Annotated in this window: 13 protein-coding genes; 6 read left to right on the forward strand and 7 right to left on the reverse strand. The window is 68.5% G+C overall.

What is annotated here, in order from left to right; genetic code table 11:
• Window positions 1-44: 44 nt before the first annotated feature.
• A complete protein-coding gene (locus ACI1V7_RS18830) occupies window positions 45-4,553 on the reverse strand; it encodes a translocation/assembly module TamB domain-containing protein (RefSeq protein WP_404533297.1) in 4,509 nt (1,502 codons plus the stop codon).
• Window positions 4,553-6,517 (reverse strand): autotransporter assembly complex protein TamA, encoded by a 1,965-nt coding sequence (locus ACI1V7_RS18835; protein ID WP_404533298.1) that lies wholly within the window; start codon window positions 6,515-6,517, stop codon window positions 4,553-4,555. The genes ACI1V7_RS18830 and ACI1V7_RS18835 overlap by 1 nt, the downstream gene beginning before the upstream one ends.
• 95 nt (window positions 6,518-6,612) lie before the next feature.
• On the opposite strand from ACI1V7_RS18835, the gene queC reads away from it, so the two are divergent.
• On the forward strand, window positions 6,613-7,326 hold the full coding sequence (queC, locus tag ACI1V7_RS18840; protein ID WP_404533299.1) for a 7-cyano-7-deazaguanine synthase QueC: 714 nt from the start codon (window positions 6,613-6,615) through the stop codon (window positions 7,324-7,326).
• 40 nt (window positions 7,327-7,366) lie between these two features.
• Here queC and ACI1V7_RS18845 read toward each other — a convergent pair whose 3' ends face one another.
• A complete protein-coding gene (locus ACI1V7_RS18845) occupies window positions 7,367-7,741 on the reverse strand; it encodes a hypothetical protein (protein ID WP_404533300.1) in 375 nt (124 codons plus the stop codon).
• Between the two features lie 240 nt (window positions 7,742-7,981).
• On the opposite strand from ACI1V7_RS18845, the gene ACI1V7_RS18850 reads away from it, so the two are divergent.
• From ACI1V7_RS18850 to ACI1V7_RS18860, 3 genes are all read left to right on the forward strand, one after another.
• Entirely contained in the window at window positions 7,982-8,194 is a 213-nt protein-coding gene (locus ACI1V7_RS18850; protein WP_404533301.1) for a hypothetical protein, read from the forward strand.
• Window positions 8,195-8,291: 97 nt separating this feature from the next.
• Window positions 8,292-8,792 carry a hypothetical protein gene (locus ACI1V7_RS18855; protein WP_404533302.1) on the forward strand — a complete coding sequence of 167 codons (501 nt, stop codon included), beginning with the start codon at window positions 8,292-8,294 and terminating at the stop codon, window positions 8,790-8,792.
• A gap of 120 nt (window positions 8,793-8,912) precedes the next feature.
• Window positions 8,913-10,868, forward strand: coding sequence for a GAF domain-containing protein (locus ACI1V7_RS18860; RefSeq protein ID WP_404533303.1), 1,956 nt, complete (start codon window positions 8,913-8,915; stop codon window positions 10,866-10,868).
• 36 nt (window positions 10,869-10,904) lie between these two features.
• Here the strand turns inward: ACI1V7_RS18860 and ACI1V7_RS18865 are convergent, their stop codons facing one another.
• From ACI1V7_RS18865 to ACI1V7_RS18880, 4 genes are all read right to left on the reverse strand, one after another.
• On the reverse strand, window positions 10,905-11,297 hold the full coding sequence (locus ACI1V7_RS18865; protein ID WP_404533438.1) for a PPC domain-containing DNA-binding protein: 393 nt from the start codon (window positions 11,295-11,297) through the stop codon (window positions 10,905-10,907).
• 17 nt (window positions 11,298-11,314) lie between these two features.
• A complete protein-coding gene (locus ACI1V7_RS18870; protein ID WP_404533304.1) occupies window positions 11,315-13,525 on the reverse strand; it encodes a hybrid sensor histidine kinase/response regulator in 2,211 nt (736 codons plus the stop codon).
• 92 nt (window positions 13,526-13,617) lie between these two features.
• Window positions 13,618-15,123: an HD domain-containing phosphohydrolase gene (locus ACI1V7_RS18875; RefSeq protein WP_404533305.1), complete on the reverse strand. Its 1,506-nt coding sequence runs from the start codon at window positions 15,121-15,123 to the stop codon at window positions 13,618-13,620.
• A gap of 238 nt (window positions 15,124-15,361) precedes the next feature.
• Window positions 15,362-16,099, reverse strand: a complete 738-nt coding sequence (locus ACI1V7_RS18880; RefSeq protein WP_404533306.1) for a DNA-formamidopyrimidine glycosylase family protein — start codon at window positions 16,097-16,099, stop codon at window positions 15,362-15,364.
• Between the two features lie 152 nt (window positions 16,100-16,251).
• On the opposite strand from ACI1V7_RS18880, the gene ACI1V7_RS18885 reads away from it, so the two are divergent.
• Both ACI1V7_RS18885 and ACI1V7_RS18890 read left to right on the forward strand, forming a co-directional pair.
• Complete coding sequence (locus ACI1V7_RS18885) at window positions 16,252-16,767, forward strand: DUF3016 domain-containing protein (RefSeq protein ID WP_404533307.1); 516 nt, start codon at window positions 16,252-16,254, stop codon at window positions 16,765-16,767.
• Window positions 16,768-16,915: 148 nt separating this feature from the next.
• Window positions 16,916-19,318, forward strand: coding sequence for a catalase (locus tag ACI1V7_RS18890; protein ID WP_404533308.1), 2,403 nt, complete (start codon window positions 16,916-16,918; stop codon window positions 19,316-19,318).
• The last annotated feature ends 104 nt before the right edge of the window (window positions 19,319-19,422 follow it).

Raw genomic sequence — 19,422 nt, forward strand, 5'->3', positions numbered from 1 at the left:
CCCCCGCCTGCGCGGGGGCGACGGGTCGGTCGCGCAAACCTGGGTCAGTCAAACGACCACGAATACAAGGCATCCAGCGCCGTATTGGTCCCCGTCTGCAGCTGCAGCGTGATGCGCGGATTGATCTTGTAGCGCAGGCGCACCACGCTCGATGCGGTGGCGGCGCCTTGCTCGAAGCTCAGGTACAGGCGCGAGGAGATGCGCTTGCCGACCGTGACCACGGTGTTTTCCAGGCCGCTGGCCTGGCCCGCGCCCTGGCGCACGCCCAGTTCGTCCAGGCCCAGCGAATTGGCCAGCTTGCTGGTGATGCCGCCGGTGCCGCCCTTGCCGCCCAGCAGGGCGCCCGCCGCGGCGCTCAGCACGCCCGCTTCGCCGCCGGTCGCCGAGTCCATGCCGTGGCCCAGCACCAGCCAGGACAGCTTGTCGCTGTCGGACACGTTCGGCGTCGACACCAGCGAGGCCGACGGCGCCAGCGCCGTGCCGCGCACCTGCACGCCCGCTTCGACGTTGGTCTCGCTGAGCTGCTCGCCGTCGGGGCGCTTGCGCACCGCCAGCACGTCGATCGACGGGTTGTCGTACGGACCGCTGAAGGTGACCACGCCGCGTTCGATCGACAGGCGCTGGCCGTAGGCGGCATAGGTGCCGCTGACGGTGCGCACGCTGCCGTTCAGGCGCGGCGGGCCGTCGCCGACCATGCGCAGCTGCACGGCGCCGGCCAGGTAGGCGTCGGCGCCCAGGCCGCGTACGTGGAAGTCGTCGCCCAGGTCGGCCGTGAGGTCGATCGTCAGCGGCACTTCCTTCTCTTTCTTCGCAGCGGTCGGCTTCTGCGTGCCGCGGCCCAGCACGATCACGTCGTCCGACAGCGTGGGGCGGTCCTGCGGCGCGAATTCGACCAGCGCACGGTCGGCGCGGAACTTGCCCTCGACGGCGAAGCGGGTCGCGTCGCGCACCACGGACGCCTGGCCGCTGACGATGACGGTGCGGTCCGGGCGCGACAGCGCTTCCAGCTTGTCGGCCACCAGGCGCAGGTCCATCGTCGCCTGGGCGCCGGCGAAGCGCACATTGCCCTCCAGGCTCGCGCGGCCGCTGTTGCCTTCCAACGAGAAGCGCTGCAACTGCAGCTGGTCGCCGGCCAGCGTGGCGCGCAGGGTGCCGTTGCGCAGGCGCAGGCCCTGGTCGGGCCAGCGCACGGCCAGGCCTTCGCCGTTGATGCCGCCGTTGAGCGTCGGGTTGCCCACGGTGCCGGTGCCCGTCACGCTGGCGCGCAGGGCGCCGTCGACTTCCAGGCCCGGCTGGCCGATCAGCGGCGAGACCCAGGCGAGCGAGCCGAGGTTGGCTTCGGCCGTGAGCTTCAGCGGGCTGTCGTTGTGGACCATGCCGCGGATCAGCTGGGCGGTGGCGTCCACCTTGGCGCTGCCGACGCGCGAGCCGTCCACGGCCAGCTGGGCGCGCAGGGCGCCGCCGGCGACGTCGGCGCGCAGGTCCAGCGTGCGCAGGCCCAGCTTCACCGGCGCCGTGTCGCCGGCGATCAGGTCGCCCCCTTCGCGGAACACGTGCAGGTTGCCGTCCAGCGCGGGCACGGCGCCGGGGCTGCTCGGCGCGCGCAGGTCGAGCGCCCATTGCGCGCCGATGGTCATGTCGCCGCGCAGGTTCTGGCGCACGGCGTCCGAGGCTTGCGTCAGGTAGTTGACCGGCACGCCGGTGGCGCCGCCGCGGCTCGTCCAGCGCGCGCCGTCCTTCTGCAGCGACTCGACCGTGATCGAGCCGGCCGGCAGGCGGATGGTGGCATTGGTGAACGCGATCTGCGCGGGGTTGGCCAGGCCCGCCACGCCGCTGCCGGCGGGCGCCACGATGCGCAGCGGCGCCGGCGCGGCCAGGCTCAAGGCATAGCGGCCGCGGTTGGTCAGCGTATCGAGGCTGCCCGTCCAGGCATTGTTGTTCCAGCCGCCGTGCACGGCGACGGCGGCGTCGAACATGTCGCTGCGCGCCGCCGCGTTGATCGTGTGGGCGCCGCGCGTGCCGGTGGACTGCAGGCGCGCGCTGGCGATGCGGGTCTGTTCGCCCGAACCGTTGGCGGCGCTGCTGGCGTAGTCGGCCACCTGCACGTCGACGGCCAGCGGGTCGGCGGCGCCGCGGCCGGAACCGAGGTTGGCGGTGGCGCGCAGGCTGCCCACCGACTGGCCGGCCATGCGCAGCTTCTGGCCTTCCAGCGATGCCGTCAGCGATGGCGTGTCCATGGTGCCGGACAGGGTGCCGGAGCCGCGCAGCAGCCCGCCGAAGTCGGGGCCCAGGGCGCCCAGTTGGGGCGCGTCGATGCGCCAGTTCAGGGTGTCGCGGCCGCTGCCGAAGGCGCCCTTGGCGGCGACCACGTTGCCGCCCAGGTGCAGGTCGACGTCGGCGTCGGACACGTGGCGCTTGTCGGCCGTGAGCTTCGCGTAACCCCACAGCGGGGAGTTCGACAGCGTCGACTGCTGCAGCGCCAGGTTGACGGAGCCGCCCATGTTGGCGCCCGTGCGGCCGCTGGCGTCGAAGGTGCCGTTGATGCTGCCGGCCAGGGGCGAGCCGAAGGCGGCCGGGTTCAGGCGCTGCATGTCGCCCTTGGCGCGCACCTCGACGATGCGCGCGTCCGCGTTCCCGCCCAGCCAGGCTTCGCCGCTCGCATGCAGGCGGCCCTCGTTGTTCTTTCGCTCCTTCGCCACCCAGCCCAGGCTGCGCGCATCGACCTCGAAGGTGGTGCGCGGCGCCTGCATGGTGCCGGTGACGACGCCGTTCGCCTGCACGGCGCCGTACAGGTCCGAGCGCAGCGCGGCCAGCTGGCGGCCGTCGACGCGCCAGGACAGGCGTTCGCCCGCGCGGCCGAAGGCGCCCTTGAGGTCGATCGTGTTCTGGCCCAGCGCCAGGCTGGCATCGACGTCGTCGACGTGGGTCGCATCGGCCGTCAGCTTGCCGCGTCCGGACAGCGCCTGGTCGAACAGGCGGCTCTGCTTCACCGCGAAGTCGGCGTTCACCAGCCACTGCGGCGCCAGCGCGCCGGCCGCATTCACCTCGGCATTGATGTCGGCCTGCGGGAAGTCGCCGAAGTCGGCCGGATTGAAGCGGCTGGCGACGGCATTGACCTTGAACGGCTTCTTGTCGAGCAGGTTGGCATTGCCCGTCACGCGCACGCTGCTGCGGCCGGCCGTCAGGCGCGCGTCGCGCACGGTCAGCACGTTGTTGTTCAGCGCCGCCTCGGCCACCAGGCGCATGCCGGCGTCGGACAGGTTGATGTTCAGCGTCTGCGTGTCCTGCGTGTTGGCGATGCGCAGGTCGCCGGCGATCTTCGTCGGCTTCATGCTGGCCTGGATTTCGTGCAGGTCGAAGCGGTCCGTGTGCAGCGCGAATTCGGCCGTGCCCAGGCCCTGCTCGTTGGCACCGCGCTGCACGCCGCCCTGGCCCGTGAAGCGGCCCGCCGCGCCCAGGTCGATCAGGACGTCGGAGATGACGGGCGCATCCAGGTTGCCGCTCAACTGGCCGCGCATGGCGCGCAGCGGCAGGCGCTGCTGGTCGAGCGTGCCGGTCGGGCCGTCGTTCTTGATGTCGACGGTGCCGGCCAGCTTGCGGTCCGGGTCGAGGCGCACGGCCACGTTCAGGTTCAGGTCCGCCGTCGGCAGCGAGGGGCTGAAGAAGCCCGGGTCGATATTGTGCGCGTCGAGCTTGAATGCCTGCAGCGGGAGGTCGGCGAACGGCGCCAGCACGAGCTGGCCGCTGCCCTGGGCGCGCGCCGCCTGGCCTTTTGCATCGATCACGGTGCGCTGCAGATCGCCGCCGGCGTGCAGGGTGAGCTGGGCGCCGAGGTTCGCCGGCGTGACTGGTGCCACCGAGGGCGCCGGCTCGCCCGGCTTGGCCGCCGGGGGCGGGGCCTGGGTCTGGCTCAGGCTCGCATTGAAGTCGAGTTTGTAGGGCAGGGTGTTGGCGATGGTGCCGTTGGCCTTGACCTGGCCCCAGGGCGTGGCGGCCCCTGCGTAGTCGAGCTTCCACTGCTGCTTGTCGCCGTGCAGGCGCGCGCGGATGTCGTCGATCTCGGTCGAGGCGCCCTTGTTGACCATGACCAGCTTGGCCAGGCGCGCATCCTCGACGGCGATCTTGAAGGGCGGCGCCAGGCGCGCGGGCATCGTCGACTTCTCGTCCGTTTCCTTGAGCGTCTCCAGGCGCAGCGCGGCCGCATACAGCTGGTTGATCTCGACGCCGCTGGACAGGAACTGCCAGGGCTTCCAGTCGATGTCGACGGTGTCCGCCGTGATCAGCTGGGTCTCGGTGCGGAACACGATGCGGTCCACGTGCATGCGGCCGTACAGCGAGCCGGAGACGCCGGACAGCGTCAGCGCGCCGCCGCTGGCGCTGGCGACGCGCTGGGCGATCATCTGCAGCGTCGTCTCGCGGCCCAGGTACCAGACCACGCCGCCCAGCACCACGACGGTGACGGCGGCGCCGATCGCGACGCGGCGCGGCCAGCGGCGCGGCTTGTGTTGCGCCGGCGGCGTCGCTTGTTCGGAGGTGTTGTTATCGACTTCCATCAGAAGGTGAATCCCAGGGAGAAGTGCAGGCGGACCTTGTGCACCGCCTGGCCGTAGGCGACGTCGACGTTGATCGGTCCGACCGGGCTGCGCCAGCGCGCACCGACGCCGTAGCCCGCTTTCGGTTTCAGGTCGCTGAAATTGTCGGCGGCGTTACCGGCATCATAGAAGATCGCCGCGCCGTACGGCGGCTTGAACCACCAGTCGTATTCGGCGCTGGCCGTGAACAGGTAGCGGCCACCCGTGATCGCGCTGGCGACGGGCACGCCGAGCTGCTGGTAGCCGTAGCCGCGCACCGAGCCGTCGCCGCCGGCGCGGAACAGGAACGTGGAGGGCACGCCGGCCTTGTCGCCGGAACCGACGGCGCCGAATTCGCCGCGCAGGATCAGCGTGCCTTCGCTGCCGACCGGCTTGTAGGCCAGGCCGCGCGTGTACAGGCGCACGAACTTCTCGTCGGTAAGGATCGGCAGCACGGCCGCGCCCAATTGGACGTTGGCGATGTAGCCCTTGGTCGGCGCCACCAGGCTGTCCAGGTGGCGCTTGGTGATCGAGAAGGTCAGCGGCAGGCTTTTCACGCGCGTGCTGGGCGTGGTCTGGCCTTCGAGGGTGATTTCCTCGGTCAGCGCTTCCAGCTTCAGGCTGCGCTCCAGCAGCGGCGAGCCCCAGCTGCGCGTGGCGGAGATGCTGGTGGTGCGGGTGATCTGGCCCTCGACGTCCTCGCGGTCGAAGCCGCCGCCCACGCTGTTGCTGTAGCCGTTCGACGTGGTCGGCCAGTAGAAGTCGGTGCGCGCCGCCTGGTGCTTCTGCTCGTACAGCACGCTGCTCTTGTTGCGCTTGCCGAACACGAACAGGTCGCCGTAGTTGGCCTGGGCGCGCGCGCCCGTGTTGGTCGAGAAGCCGACGCCGAGCGACACGTTCTTGCGCTTGTTCTCCGTCACGCGCACCAGCACGGGCAGCGTGGCGGGCGCCGCGGTGGGCCCCGTGGTGGCCGGCTGCTCGCCCTGGGCCAGGTCGTCCACCTGCTGCGCGACGACGCCGGACATGTCGGCGCTGACCTCGACCGTGGCGAAATAGCCCGTGTCCTGCAACTGGCCCTGCAGCCCCTGCAGCGCGGCCTCGCTGTATTCGTCGCCGGGGCGGATGTGGTTCAGGTTGGTGATCACCCGTTCCGGATAGCGCTTCAGGCCCTCGATCCGGAGGGCGCCGAAGCGCGCGTCCGGGCCGCTGTCGATGACGACCTTCAGCTGCGCCTTGCGCGTGTCCGGATCGACGGTGGCGCTGGATTCGAGCAGCTGGGCGCGCGGGAAGCGGCGCTGGGCGATCTGGCGCAGCATGTTGCGCTTGGCGGCTTCCCAGTCGGCCGTGCGAAAGCGCGATCCCTTGCCCAGCGACCAGCCCTGGCGCAGGGCGGCGGCATCGACCGGCGCGCTGCCCTTGTCGGCCGGGACGAAGCCGCGCAATTCGATGTCGACGTCGCTCACGACCACCGGCTGGCCCGGTTCGACGGTGATGCGCACCACCGGCTTGGCGCCGGACGTGTCCAGTGTGCTGGACACCTGCGGCGAGTAGTAGCCCTCGGTGGCGACGAGGGTCTTGATCTGTTCGGGAGCGACCCGGACCAGGCGCTGCAACTGCTCCAGGTCGACGCGCGGATTGCCGCGCCAGCGCATCAGGTCGATGTTGCCTTCGATGAGCTCGCGCAGGTCGCGCGGCGCCTCGATGCGCACGTCGTAGTCGACGGCGCGCGAGGGCGCATCCATCGGCAGCGGCGCGGCCGTCCTGTCGTCGGGCGTGGCCGCCGTCGCCGGCTTCTGCTCGGCGGCGGGCGGGGAAACGGGCTGCTGTTCCTGCGCCCCGACGGCAGGGATCAGGCACAGCGCGTTCACGCCCAGCACGATTTGTGCCAAAATCCGTGATTGCGCCGTCGTCTTCGCCTCGGTCTGGTCGGGTCTTGCGGGAAACATGTCTCTCCATTGTGTCTATTTGCCGGCCACATCTTAACGGATTGTCAAACCCGGTGGCGGACGCTTAGTGTCAACTTTGCTCAGGAATATTTAACATGCATCAACCCGATACCGCACTGGTGCTTTTCAGCGGCGGCCAGGATTCCACCACCTGCCTGGCATGGGCACTGCAGCGCTACGAGCGCGTCGAGACCATCGGCTTCGATTACGGCCAGCGCCACGCGATCGAGCTGGAGGTGCGTCCGACCGTGCTGTCCAAGATGCGCGCGCTGTCGCCGCAGTGGGACCAGCGCCTGGGCGAGGACCACATGATCGACCTGTCGCTGATCGGACGCATCTCCGATACGGCGCTGACCAGCGACGTCGCCATCGAGATGCAGGCCAACGGCTTGCCGAACACCTTCGTTCCGGGACGGAACCTGATGTTCATGACGGTGGCGGCGACGGTCGCCTACCGGCGCGGCCTGACGGTGCTCGTCGGCGGCATGTGCGAAACGGATTTCTCCGGCTATCCGGACTGCCGCGACGACACGATGAAGGCGCTGCAGGTGGCCCTCAACCTGGGGATGGCCACGCGCCTGAAGGTCGAGACCCCGCTGATGTGGCTCGACAAGAAGCAGACCTGGGAACTGGCGGAACAAAGCGGCGGCGAAGCGCTGGTCGACCTGATCCGCTTCGACACCCACACCTGCTACCTGGGAGAGCGGGGCGCGCCCCACGCCTGGGGCCACGGTTGCGGTACCTGCCCCGCGTGCGCCTTGCGGGCACGCGGCTACGAGCAGTACGCGGCGGAACACAAGAAGGGGTGAGGTCTACGATGGTGGGCACGACGTGCCCACCATGCACGCGTCACACCGGCTGCGACATGACCCGGTTGCGGCGCGAGCGCGACACCAGCCACCACACGATCGCCACCGGCACCAGCAGCGGCAGCAGCAGCGGCGACACCACCAGCGCCAGTACCAGCGCGCCGAGCGCCATGCCGCCCAGGCACAGGATGCCGACGCCGGCGAACACCACGGCCAGCACCGCGCCCACGGTCAGCATGATCACGCCGCCGAGCAGCACGCCGCCGCCCGCGAACAGCATCGCCAGCAGCCCTTCCAGCGGACCGTCGATGTCGTCGCCGTTGACGTGGAAGGCCATGTCGCCGTGCCAGGCGAACAGGTTCCACAAGAGCAGGGCAACTCCGAACAGGATGACGAATGCGGCGGTCTTTTTCATGATGGCTCCTCGTTGATGGCGTTGTGCCGTTCTTTCGTTTGTCGGCGGCATGGTCACAATGTATCTGTATCGGGCAGGCGCCTCCATCGGCGTGCGACAGGCTGCATTCCCGCGGGGCCGAACGGCGCGCCGGCATGACGAACGGTAGCGCGAACGCAAGGTAAAAGCTGCCGGAAATCAAGCCTTGCAATGCAGGACCTGCGGTCTATACTGACAGCCTGCTCTGTCACAGGAGGTCCCATGCAACTGCTTCAGCACGCGTGCCGGACATGGTTCGATCGGGGCGGCCACAAGAACCCGCCCTCCGCGCCGCCGGCGATCCCGCCGATCGTCATCGATCCACGCAACGATCCGGCCAGCCGCCACATCCCGAATCCGGCCATCGACCCGCTGCGCACGCCGCCCGGGCCGCCGATCGTCCCGCCGCGCGGTCCCGACCTGCGCATCATCTGAGTCAGGCGAGGAAATTCAGGGGTGCGGCGCTTGTCCGGCAGGCGCTAATTCCCTATGATCTGGCTTTGGGCACGGCCCGCAGATCACGATGGAACCCATGAACGACGAAGTACACGACGACGAAGCACCCGAGAACGACGCGCCTGTCCAGGAAGCACGCCTGTGGCAGGACAACGGCTGGACCGCGCGCGTCATCAAGAACGAAGATGACGAGGGCTGGGCCGTCGCCATGTACAAGGAAGGCGAGTCCGAACCGGCCCTGGTCGGTCCCTGGACCATGGGACGCGACAAGAAGAACCCGAAGCCGCTCGACGTCAACGCATTCAACACGCTGGTCAAGACGGCGTCGGAAGTCATCCGCCGCCACGAGCAGCACCTGCACGCGATCCTGCACAAGAGCACCGTGGTGTCCACCGCCGACGGCGAACTGAAGGTCACGCTGGACATCGTGCCGGACGAGGACCACCCGTACGCGCTGCTGGCCGCCATCGACGAGATGGGCGAGCAGGTGGCGAAGGTGCGCGTCGAGGCGAACTTCAAGCTGTCGCCGGCGTCGGCCATGGCCTGGGTCGAGAACGACTTCCGCGCGCCGCGCTGAAGAGGCGTCCCCGCCAGGCGGGGATCCAATTTCCTGTTGATATTTCCGCGACAGATGCTCCCGCGGGCGATGTGAGCTGCTAATATTTCCCTGACGCATTATTGTGCCGATAGGGGAACCATGGAAAGCCGTCTCGCCCGCCTGGAAGCCGTCCAGGCGATGCTGCTCGAGATCGGGCAGCTGTCCGCCAGCTGCACCGACATCACCGAATTCATCGGCGCCGTGCACCGCGCGCTGGGCCGCATCATGTATGCGGAAAACTTCTACGTCGCCCTGGCCGACCGCGAGGATGGCACCGTGCGCTTCGTCTACTTCGTCGATACGCGCGACCAGGGCCCGGACCCGCAGGAACGGGTGAAGCTGGCGTCGCCCGAGCAGTCGCCGACGGCCTGGGTACTGCTGAACAAGCAGGCGCTGTCGATGACGTCCGCCGAGGAGCGTGCGCGCGAGAACGGCAGCACCTGGGGCACGGGCAGCGTGGCCGAGCACTGGATGGGCTGCCCGCTGCTGGACCAGCAGCACGAGGCGGTGGGCGTGATCGTCGTCCAGAGCTACCTGCCGGAACACACGTACAGCGTCGAGGACCAGGCGCTGTTTTCCCTCATCGCCAACCACATCTCGAATGCGCTGCAGGGCCTGCAGAGCATGGACCGGCTGGAGCGCGCCGTGCAGGAACGCACCCGCGCGCTGGCGCGCGAAGTGGCCGAGCGGCGCCGCGCCGAGCAGGTGCAGCACGCGCTGTACCAGATCGCCGACCTGTCCGCGTCCGCGCTGGAGACGGACGAACTGGCGTCCAGCCTGCACCGCATCATCGCGGAGCTGATGGTGGCCAAGAACTTCCTGATCGCCCTCACGCACCCGGACTCGGGCGAGATCAGCATTCCGTATTTCGTCGACGAGAAGGATGGTGAGGCGCCGCACAAGCGCTTCCCGTTCGGCATCGGCATGGTGTCGTACGTGCTACAGACGCGCCAGGCGCAGCTGCACGATGCCGGCAGCTTCGCCCGCCTGCAGGCGTCCGGCAAGGTGCGCGAGCCGCTCGGCAACGTCGGCATCGCGAGCTGGATCGGGGCGCCGATGCTGGTGCACGACAAGGCCTATGGCGTGATGGTGGTGCAGAGCTACGACCCGACCATCGTGTATTCGAAGGCCGAGCTGGACCTGCTGGCCTTCATCGCCAGCCACGTGGCGGTGGCGATCGCGCGCATGCAGGCCGACCGCGCGATCCGCAAGGCCAAGGAAAGCCTGGAGGCGCAGAACGCGGCGCTGAACCGGGCCCTGACCCAGCTGCAGGAAGCGCAGTCGGAACTGGTGCGCCAGGAAAAGCTGGCCTCGCTGGGCCGGCTGGTGGCCGGCGTCGCCCACGAGATCAATACCCCGCTGGGCATCTGCGTCACCGCCACCAGCCACCTGGTGCAGGAGCTCAAGCTCACGCGCGAGGAACTGGCCGACGGCACCATGACGGAAGACAGCCTGCACGCCTTCCTCGACGTGGTCGACCAGTCGCTGCGCATCATGACCACCAATACCCAGCGCGCCGCGGCCCTGGTGCGCAGCTTCAAGCAGGTGGCCGTGGACCAGTCCTCGGACGATATCCGCAGCTTCAACCTGGGCGCCTACGTGAACGAGGTGCTGCTGTCGCTGCAGCCCAAGCTGAAAGGCCGGCCCGTCAAGGTGGAGGTGGATTGTCCCAAGGACCTGGTCCTGGACAGCTTCCCCGGCGCCGTGTCGCAGATCCTGACCAATATGCTGATGAACTCCCTGGTGCACGGCTTCGAGCGCGAGCAGGCGGGCCATATCCGCATCCACGCGGCCCTGGAAGACGAGATGGTGGTGTTCGAGTACGGCGACGACGGCGCCGGCATGGATGCGGACACGCTGGCCAAGCTGTTCGACCCGTTCTTCACGACCAAGCGCGGCAGCGGCGGCAGTGGCCTCGGGGCGCACATCCTGTACAACCTGGTGACGGGGGCGCTGGGCGGCACCTTGCGCGTGGAGAGCGAGCCGGGCAAGGGCTTGCAGTATCACCTGCGTTTCCCGCGCAAGTTGCACAAGCCGAGGCTGATGGCGGCGTGAGGGGGCTGGTGGGCACCACGTGCCCACCACGCACCGTCACCGGTTCACGAACAACTCTTTATATCCCGTCGCCGGATCGTCCTCGCGGCTGAAGCGGAAATCCGGCAAGAGCATAACCAGTACCTCCGCCGTCGTGCGCACGATGCACCCCGGTCCCATGTGGCCGCCCGTCACGCGCCCGTCCGCGTCGGAGACGGCGATATGCAGGTGCGGCCCGTCCGGCGACAGCGAGCCGCCCAGGCTGACGATTTCCAGGTCGCCGTGCAATGCGGTGCAATCCGGCCGGCCGGCGAAGCGGATCTGCGCCACGCTCAGGCTGCCGATGCCCTGCACGACGAAGGCGGCGGCCACGCCGTGACGGGCGGTCACGGCGGCGAGTTCGGCGCGCAGGTCGGCGCCGGGGCCGATGCGCAAGGGGAGGGGGTGCAGCGAGGTAGCCATCGGATTCACTCCTGCCGGGCCAGGCCGGCCAGCAGATCGACCAGCTGGTCGATCTCGTAGGGCTTGGCCAGCACCTGCACGCCGGGGACGGCCACGCGCTGGTCGGTATAGCCGGTGGCCAGCACCACCGGCAGGCCGGGGCGGCGTTCGCGCAGGATGCCGGCCAGGTCGATGCCGCTCACCTTGCCCGGCATGACGATGTCGGAGAACACCACGTCGGCATCGAGGCCGGCCTCGATCATGGCCAGCGCCTGGTCGCCGCCCGGCGCCACCACCACGTCGAAACCGGATTGTTCGAGGCCGCGCACGACGGTCTCGCGCACCAGTTCGTCGTCCTCGACGAACAGCACGCGGCCGGCGCCGCGCGGCGCCTCGGTGCCGCCGCGCGAGGGCGATTGCGGGGACAGCGGCTGGTGCGAGCGCGGCAGGTAGAGGTCGACCGTGGTGCCGGCGCCGACGCTGCTCGACAGCGCGAGCCAGCCCTGCGACTGCGTCGCGAAGGCATAGGCCTGCGGTAGGCCCAGGCCCGTGCCCTGGCCGGGTTCCTTGGTGGTGAAGAAGGGGTCGAGGGCGCGCGCCAGCACGTCGGGCGGCATGCCGGTGCCGCTGTCGGAGACGCTCACGCGCACGTAGTCGCCGTGCGCCCCCTGCGCGCGTTCCGCCCCCGGCTCCAGCGTGACGTTGCGCACCGTGATGCCCAGGCGGCCGCCGTCCGGCATGGCGTCGCGCGCGTTGATCGTCAGGTTCAGCAGGGCCAGGTCGAACTGCAGCGGGTCGACCGTCACGGGCCACACGTCCTCGGCGCAATCGACTTCCAGGCTGCTGCCCTGGCGCAGCACGCCGCGCAGCAGCTGCAGCGAGCCGCGTACCTGGTCGGCCGGGTCGACCGTCAGCAGGCGCGCATCCTGCACGCGGCCGAAGGAGCCCAGGCGCGTCGTCAGCGCGGTGGCGCGGCCCACGGTGCGGCGGCAGGTCTCGATCAGCGATTGCACCTTGGGCTGGTTGGACGTGAGGGCTGCCATCTGCAGCGCCGTGGTCAGGGTCTGCAGCAGGTTGTTGAACTCGTGCGCGATGCCGCCCGTCAGGCGGCCCAGCGCTTCCAGCTTCTGGCCGCGCATCAGGGCGGTCTGGGCACGCTCGCTGTTCGCCACCGCTTCGGCCACGCGCCGTTCCAGCTCGGCCTGGGCGCGCACGATCTGGCGGCTGGCCTCGGCCATGCGCCGCGCCACCGCATCGATTTCCAGCACGCCCTGCGGCGTGTAGGCGATCTCGCGGCCCTGGCCCATCTCCTCGGCGCTGCGGCCCAGGTATTCGATCGGCGCGGCGGCGCGCTGGCCGAACCAGCGCGCCGCCGCCACCGCCAGCACCAGCAGCGTCGTCATGATGGCGCCGAGGAAGGCGGCGGTATGCAGGGGGACGCGGCGCAACTCGGCCTGGGGGATCGTGACCATGACGTGCCAGCCGGAATCCGGCACGGTGTTGAAGAAGCCGCGCATCGGAATGCCGGCCAGGTTGTTGGCGGACACGGTGCCCTCCGCCACCACGGCGAAGCTGCGCAGCACCGCGTCGCCCACCAGGTGACCGCGGAACCGTTCGGGGTCCCGCAGGCGCGCCGCGATGTGGCCCTGGCGGTCGGTGATCACGGCCTGCCATTGCTCGGGGAAGCGCTGGCGTGTCAGCAGTTTCTGCAGGGAGGAGGCATCCGCGCTCATGCTGAGGAAATAGGCAATGCGGCCGCCGAGGTGGACGGGGACCTGGATCACGAAGCGGTGCCCGCCTTCCGGCGACGCGAACACGTCGGACACCAGCGTGCGGTCGGCGCCATAGCGGCGTGCCAGCGTGTCGATATTGGCCAGGCGCCGTTCCGGCAGCGCGCTCCCCGGTGCGACGCGCGTGTCGAGCAGCCTGCGTCCGGCCGCGTCGTACAGCGCGATGGCGCCGCCGCGCAGGGGGGCGGTCGCCCGGGCGTGGCGGTAGAATTCGTCGAGGTCGCCCTCGGCCAGCGCGGGCGAACCGGCCAGCGCGTGCAGGATGCCCTCGTTGGTCTCCAGCTCGTTATCGACCAGCAGGGAAAAGGCGCGCACCGTCTCCTTGACACTGTTTTCCTGCGCGCGCCGCTCCTCGACATAGACATAGCCGACGGCCAGCGCGACCCCCAGGAAAGCGGGGACCAGCACGGCGAGGATCAGGAGCAGGAGGCGGGTTCGAATGCGCATTGGAGGCATGCCGGAGTAGATCGGACGGCGATTCGTTCGCCGTCCCGCATGGTACCCGACAATACGGCAGCTGTCCCGCCGGGCAACGGTGGTCAGTCTGGCCAGATGCGGTTGATCTCGGCCGCCTTGTCGAGGTTCTTGACGAGCAGGTCGACGTAGTACGGGTCGAGATGCTTGCCCGCCACCTCGCGCAGGTAGTCGCGCACCTGGTCGATCGGCCAGGCTTCCTTGTAGCAGCGTTCATGGGTCAGCGCGTCGAACACGTCGGCCACCGCCACGATGCGCGCATACGGGTGGATGTCCTCGCCCTTCAGGCCTTGCGGGTAGCCGCTGCCGTCGTACTTCTCGTGGTGCTGGTGGGCGATCACGGCGGCCGCCTTCAGGATCGGGCGCTGCGAACCGTCGAGGATCTGCAGGCCCACGGTCGGGTGCTGCTTCATGATTTCCCATTCCTCAGGCGTCAGGCGGCCCGGCTTGAGCAGCACGGCGTCGGGCGTGGCGATCTTGCCGATGTCGTGCATCGGCGCGGCATGCATCAGCACGGCGGTCTCGTCTTCCGACATGCCCGATTCCTGCGCCAGCATGTGGCAGACCTGGGCCATGCGGCGCACGTGGTTGCCCGCTTCGTTCGAGCGCGATTCGACCACGTCGCCCAGGCGCAGGATCAGCTCGGCCTGGGTATCGGTGATTTCCTGGTTCAGCAGGATGTTGTCGAAAGCGACGGCGACGCCCGAGCAGAACACGTCGAGCAGCTGGACGTCGATCTCGGAGATCTCCTCGACGCCTTTCAGCACCAGCAGGGACGCCTTGCCGCTGTTGTTGGGGAAGTAGCCGACATAGGTGTCGCCGTGCAGCTTGGAGATGCGGTTGTGGCGCGCCTCGTCGAGCTGGGCCACGAGTTCGGGGCCGATGTCGGGCTCGCCCAGGTCGCCGATGCGGGCCAGCACCTCGTACTTGCTCTCGCCCGTGATCACGCTGGCGCCGGCCAGGCGCAGCAGCATGCTCTGCTCCAGGCGCAGCAGGGCCACGACCTGCTGCAGCAGGCCGCTGGCGAAATCCTTCAGGTTACGCTGGCGGAACAGGTGGGTCGACGCGGCGATCACGCGTTCCAGGCCTTCGCGGTAGTTCTGCTGGGTGCGGCGCGCATCCTCGACCTTCATGATGTCGCGGTAGGCGCGCAGCGCCGCGAAGGTCGTCGTGAACAGCTTGGTGCGATCGAGTTCCGTCTTTTCCTTGTAGTCGTTGATGTCGTAGTCGACGATCACGCGTTCTTCCGGCGCCTGGCCCGGCTGGCCCGTGCGCAGCACGATGCGGGTGAACTGGTTGTCCAGGTCGCGGCGCATCCATCGCGCCACTTCCAGGCCGCTGTCTTCCTGCTCCATCACCACGTCCAGGAACACCAGCGCGATGTCCTTCTCGCGCGCCAGTACCTCCTTCGCCTCGGCGCCGCTGTAGGCATGCAGGAAGGTCAGGGCGCGTCCGTCCAGGCGGAAACGCGACAGGGTCAGCTTGGTGACGTCATGGATGTCCGGTTCGTCGTCGACCAGCAAGACCTTCCAGGGAGCCAGTTTGGGCGCAGCAGAAGAAAGGAATGACATGAACGATGTCCGTATCGTGAGTGAATTAGGGAAAAGAGAGGGGATTGCGTTAGGGCAGTACTACGGCAATTTGATTGTAGTATGGGCAGTAACCATTAACAACAAGAAATATTGAACCGAACCCGAAATAAGTCACAATGTCGCAACACGCGGGATGCGGGATTTTGCGACAGGCACCACGCGTGCGTCCGGATGGGTCACGAACGGCGCCGCGCTGGTGCGGACGCACCGCAGCGGCTCAGCCGTAGCGCTTCTGGCAACGTTCGCACCAGAAGCTGCGGCGCTTGGTCTTGCCGAGATTGGCCTTGTGGAAGGGGATGTGGCAGCGCGGGCAGGTCTTCTGGTTGTGCGCCAGCCAATGCCGCTTCAGCACGCCCTCCTTTTTCCAGCCGAGGAAGTCGAAGCTGTATTGACGGGCTTCCTGCACCAGCGCGCGCAGCTTGGCCGGGGGCAGGCTGCCCACCGTCGACAGCGGATGCAGGCGGATGCGGAACAGCACCTCGTTCTTGATGATGTTGCCGACGCCGGAAAAGATGTCCTGGTCGAGCAGGGCGTCGCAGGCCAGCGTCTCCGGCGCGGCCCGCAGCTTCTTGCGGGCCCGCGCCGGATCCCAGTCGTCCGACATGACGTCGGCGGCCCAGTCGTAGTCGGCGTCGAGGTCGCCGTCGAATTCCTTCACCGAGCACGCATAAAAATTGATTTCGCCGCCGTCGGCGAAACCGAGCGACAGGCGTGGCACCTTGTCGCGGCGCTCGTCGATGCGGTAGGTGCCGAACAGCAGGAAGTGGATGCGGACCGTCATGGCCGGCGTCTGGATCAGGAAGTGCTTGCCCCAGGTGCGCAGCGACAGCACGGGCTGGCCCACCAGGCGAGACGTGTCGATGGCCCAGGTATTGCCCTCGGCGCGCACGATCTCCTGGCCCACGAAACGGGCCGTCTGTTCCTTCAGCATGACCAGCGATGGGCCTTCGGGCATGGCGTTCTCCTCTGTCCCCATTCTGCGAGCGGGCTCTTGAATTGCCGGTGCGGGGCCTAACATTCGATACAAAGTTTGACGTTCCGGCGACGGACACCGCCGTGCGAACAGGCGTATATTCGTGTCCAGATACCCCATTGCGAGAAAAGGACATGACCATGAAATCGTTCATGCAGAAGGCGGCCCTAGCGGGCCTGCTGGCGTTGGGCGCGGGCAGCGCGTTCGCCGACGTCACGGTGACCTACGTGAAACCGGAAACCTTCTACGACCTGCCGTTCGCCACCTGGGAACGCGACGAAGTGCTGCAGCAGGTGACCGACCACTTCGTCGAGCTGGGCAAGTCGCTGCCGCCGGGCCAGAACCTGCGCATCGAGGTGACCGACTTCGACCCGGCCGGACGCCTGTATCCGAACGCCCGCGCCGGTAAGGATATCCGCGTGCTCAAGGGCATGGCCGACTGGCCGCGCATGGACCTGCACTACACGCTGGAGCAGGACGGCAACGTGATCAAGAGCGGCGACGCCAAGCTGTCGGACATGAATTACCAGCAGAACTTCAACCGCTACTTCGACACGGAACCGCTGCGCTACGAAAAGCGCATGATCGACGTGTGGTTCGACAAGGAGATTGCCCCGTTGAAAGACCGACGCGGCCTGGCCGGTCGATGATAGCAATCATATAAGGTAAAGCTATCGCAATGATAGGAATGATTCAATGCTGACATCGACGCTACGTTAGCGCGCTAACGTAGCGTTCGCTCTTCCTGGGCTAACGTGGTTGTTGAACAAGAACCGACAACCAACCAGCGAGGACAGGATGACTTCCAACAGCAAGACCCCGGCAACAGGCAAGCCCGACGGCGCAGGCTCCGTGCTGAGCACCATGGCAGGACCGTCGGACCCGACCCCGCCCGCCGTCACGCCCCACAATCCCGTCGAGGACCGCCTGTTCGACAAGGTCGCCGCCGAGAAGAACCTGGCGGCCGCCATGCCGTTCAATCCGAACAAGCCGGCCGAATACGGCGACGCGTCGCGCGTGCCGCAGGAAGGCGCTCACGCCAAGCCGGCCACCCACGCCGCCACCGGCAGCACCAGCACCGAGGTCGCCAGCTCGGCCAAGGTCGGCAGCGGCCAGCCGCCGGAAGGCGAGAACGCCACCGTGCTGCCGCTGGACCGCGTGCGCGTGGACCCGGCCGACCGCCACCTGACCACCAACCAGGGCGTGCCGGTTGCCGACAACCAGCACTCGCTGAAGATCGGCCTGCGCGGCCCGACCGCGATGGAAGACTTCATCCTGCGCGAGAAGATCACCCACTTCGACCACGAGCGCATTCCCGAGCGCGTCGTGCACGCGCGCGGCTCGGCCGCGCACGGTTTCTTCGAAGCCTACGATGACTTCAGTTCCCTGACGCGCGCCGCGCCGTTCGCCGCCAAGGGCAAGCGCACGCCGGTGTTCGTGCGTTTCTCGACCGTGGCCGGCGAGCGCGGCTCGACCGACGTCGCGCGCGACGTGCGCGGCTTCGCCGTCAAGTTCTATACGGACGAAGGCAACTGGGACCTGGTCGGCAACAACATCCCCGTGTTCTTCATCCAGGACGCGATGAAGTTCCCCGACCTGGTGCACGCGGCCAAGCCGGAACCCCACCACGCGATGCCGCAGGCGGCCACCGCCCACGACACGTTCTGGGACTTCGCCGGCCTGTCGCCGGAAATCGCGCACATGCTGATGTGGGTGATGTCGGACCGCGCCATCCCGCGCAGCTACCGCACCATGCAGGGCTTCGGCGTGCACACCTTCCGCCTGGTGAATGCCCAGGGCGAGTCGCGCTACGTGAAGTTCCACTGGACCCCGCTGCAGGGCACGCACTCGCTGGTGTGGGACGAGGCCGTGAAGATCTCCGGCGCCGACCCCGACTTCCACCGCCGCGACCTGTGGGAAGCGATCGAGTCGGGCAACTTCCCCGAGTGGGAACTGGGCCTGCAGATCTTCACCGAGGAGCAGGCGCAATCCTTCCCCTTCGATATCCTCGACGCCACCAAGATCGTGCCGGAGGAGCTGGTGCCGCTGACCCCGGTGGGCCGCCTGGTGCTGAACCGTAACCCGGACAACTTCTTCGCCGAGACCGAGCAGGTGGCGTTCTGCACGGCGCACATCGTGCCGGGCATCGACTTCACCAACGACCCGCTGCTGCAGGGCCGCAACCACTCCTACCTGGACACGCAGCTGACCCGCCTGGGCGGCCCGAACTTCCACGAGATCCCGATCAACTCGCCGATCGTGCAGATCCAGAACAACCAGCGCGACGGCTTCCACCGCCAGGCCATCCACCGCGGACGCGTCAACTACGAGCCGAATTCGCTGGGCGGCGGCTGCCCGTTTCAGGCCGGCCGCATGGGCTTCACGAGCTTCCCGGAACGCTTCACCACCGAGGACAAGGTGCGCGGCAACCCGGAACTGTTCGCCGAGCACTACGGCCAGGCGCGCCTGTTCTACCAGAGCCAGACCCCGGTCGAGCAGGCCCACATCGCCAACGCCTTCCGCTTCGAGCTGACCCGCGTGCAGACCCCGGCCGTGCGCCAGCGCATCCTGGCGCTGCTGGCCAATATCGACGCGGACCTGGTGGCCAAGGTCGCCGAAGGCCTCGGCATGGACGTGCCGGATCCGCTGCCGCGCGCCCTCGATGCGCCGGTGCCGAGCTATGCCCCGTCGCCGGCGCTGTCGCTGCTGGCGCGCCCGGGCCAGACCGGCATCCGCACCCGCCGCGTCGCCATCCTGGTGGGCCGCGACAGCGACGCCACCCAGGTGCGCGCCCTGTACCAGTCGCTGCTGGACGACGGCGCCGTGCCGCGCCTGGTCGGCAATATGCTGGGCAAGCTGCCGGCCGCCAACGGCGATGCGCTGGACGTAGAGGTGACGCTGGAAGCGGCGCCGTCGGTGCTGTTCGACGCGATGATCGTGCCGGACGGCGCCCAGGCCGTGCAGGCGCTGGCGCGCAACGCCCAGGCGATCGACTTCGTGCGCGAACAGTACCGCCACTGCAAGACCATCCTGGTGCTGGGCGCAGGCGCCCAGCTGCTGGCCAAGGCGATGGTCCCGTCCGCGCTGCCGGACGGCTCGGCCGACCCGGGCCTGCTGGTCGACGCCCCGGTCGACGCGTTCAAGACGGCGCTGGCGAGCCACCGCGTGTTCGTGCGCGAGACGGATCCGCCGATGGTGTAAGCGTTTCCCAACTCGTCGTCCCCGCGCAGGCGGGGACCCAATGTCTGCTTGCGTCATCGAGACGGATGCAACATTGGGTCCCTGCCTGCGCAGGGACGACGGAC

Source organism: Massilia paldalensis (assembly GCF_044901715.1).
GTDB lineage: Bacteria > Pseudomonadota > Gammaproteobacteria > Burkholderiales > Burkholderiaceae_D > Telluria > Telluria paldalensis.

What these genes read in the sequence shown, in the direction of transcription:
- ACI1V7_RS18830 (WP_404533297.1), bottom strand. Translation starts at nt 4,553, where the DNA reads ATGGAAGTCGATAACAACACCTCCGAACAAGCGACGCCGCCGGCGCAA.
- ACI1V7_RS18835 (WP_404533298.1), bottom strand. Translation starts at nt 6,517, where the DNA reads ATGTTTCCCGCAAGACCCGACCAGACCGAGGCGAAGACGACGGCGCAA.
- queC (WP_404533299.1), top strand. Translation starts at nt 6,613, where the DNA reads ATGCATCAACCCGATACCGCACTGGTGCTTTTCAGCGGCGGCCAGGAT.
- ACI1V7_RS18845 (WP_404533300.1), bottom strand. Translation starts at nt 7,741, where the DNA reads ATGAAAAAGACCGCCGCATTCGTCATCCTGTTCGGAGTTGCCCTGCTC.
- ACI1V7_RS18850 (WP_404533301.1), top strand. Translation starts at nt 7,982, where the DNA reads ATGCAACTGCTTCAGCACGCGTGCCGGACATGGTTCGATCGGGGCGGC.
- ACI1V7_RS18855 (WP_404533302.1), top strand. Translation starts at nt 8,292, where the DNA reads ATGAACGACGAAGTACACGACGACGAAGCACCCGAGAACGACGCGCCT.
- ACI1V7_RS18860 (WP_404533303.1), top strand. Translation starts at nt 8,913, where the DNA reads ATGGAAAGCCGTCTCGCCCGCCTGGAAGCCGTCCAGGCGATGCTGCTC.
- ACI1V7_RS18870 (WP_404533304.1), bottom strand. Translation starts at nt 13,525, where the DNA reads ATGCGCATTCGAACCCGCCTCCTGCTCCTGATCCTCGCCGTGCTGGTC.
- ACI1V7_RS18875 (WP_404533305.1), bottom strand. Translation starts at nt 15,123, where the DNA reads ATGTCATTCCTTTCTTCTGCTGCGCCCAAACTGGCTCCCTGGAAGGTC.
- ACI1V7_RS18880 (WP_404533306.1), bottom strand. Translation starts at nt 16,099, where the DNA reads ATGCCCGAAGGCCCATCGCTGGTCATGCTGAAGGAACAGACGGCCCGT.
- ACI1V7_RS18885 (WP_404533307.1), top strand. Translation starts at nt 16,252, where the DNA reads ATGACCATGAAATCGTTCATGCAGAAGGCGGCCCTAGCGGGCCTGCTG.
- ACI1V7_RS18890 (WP_404533308.1), top strand. Translation starts at nt 16,916, where the DNA reads ATGACTTCCAACAGCAAGACCCCGGCAACAGGCAAGCCCGACGGCGCA.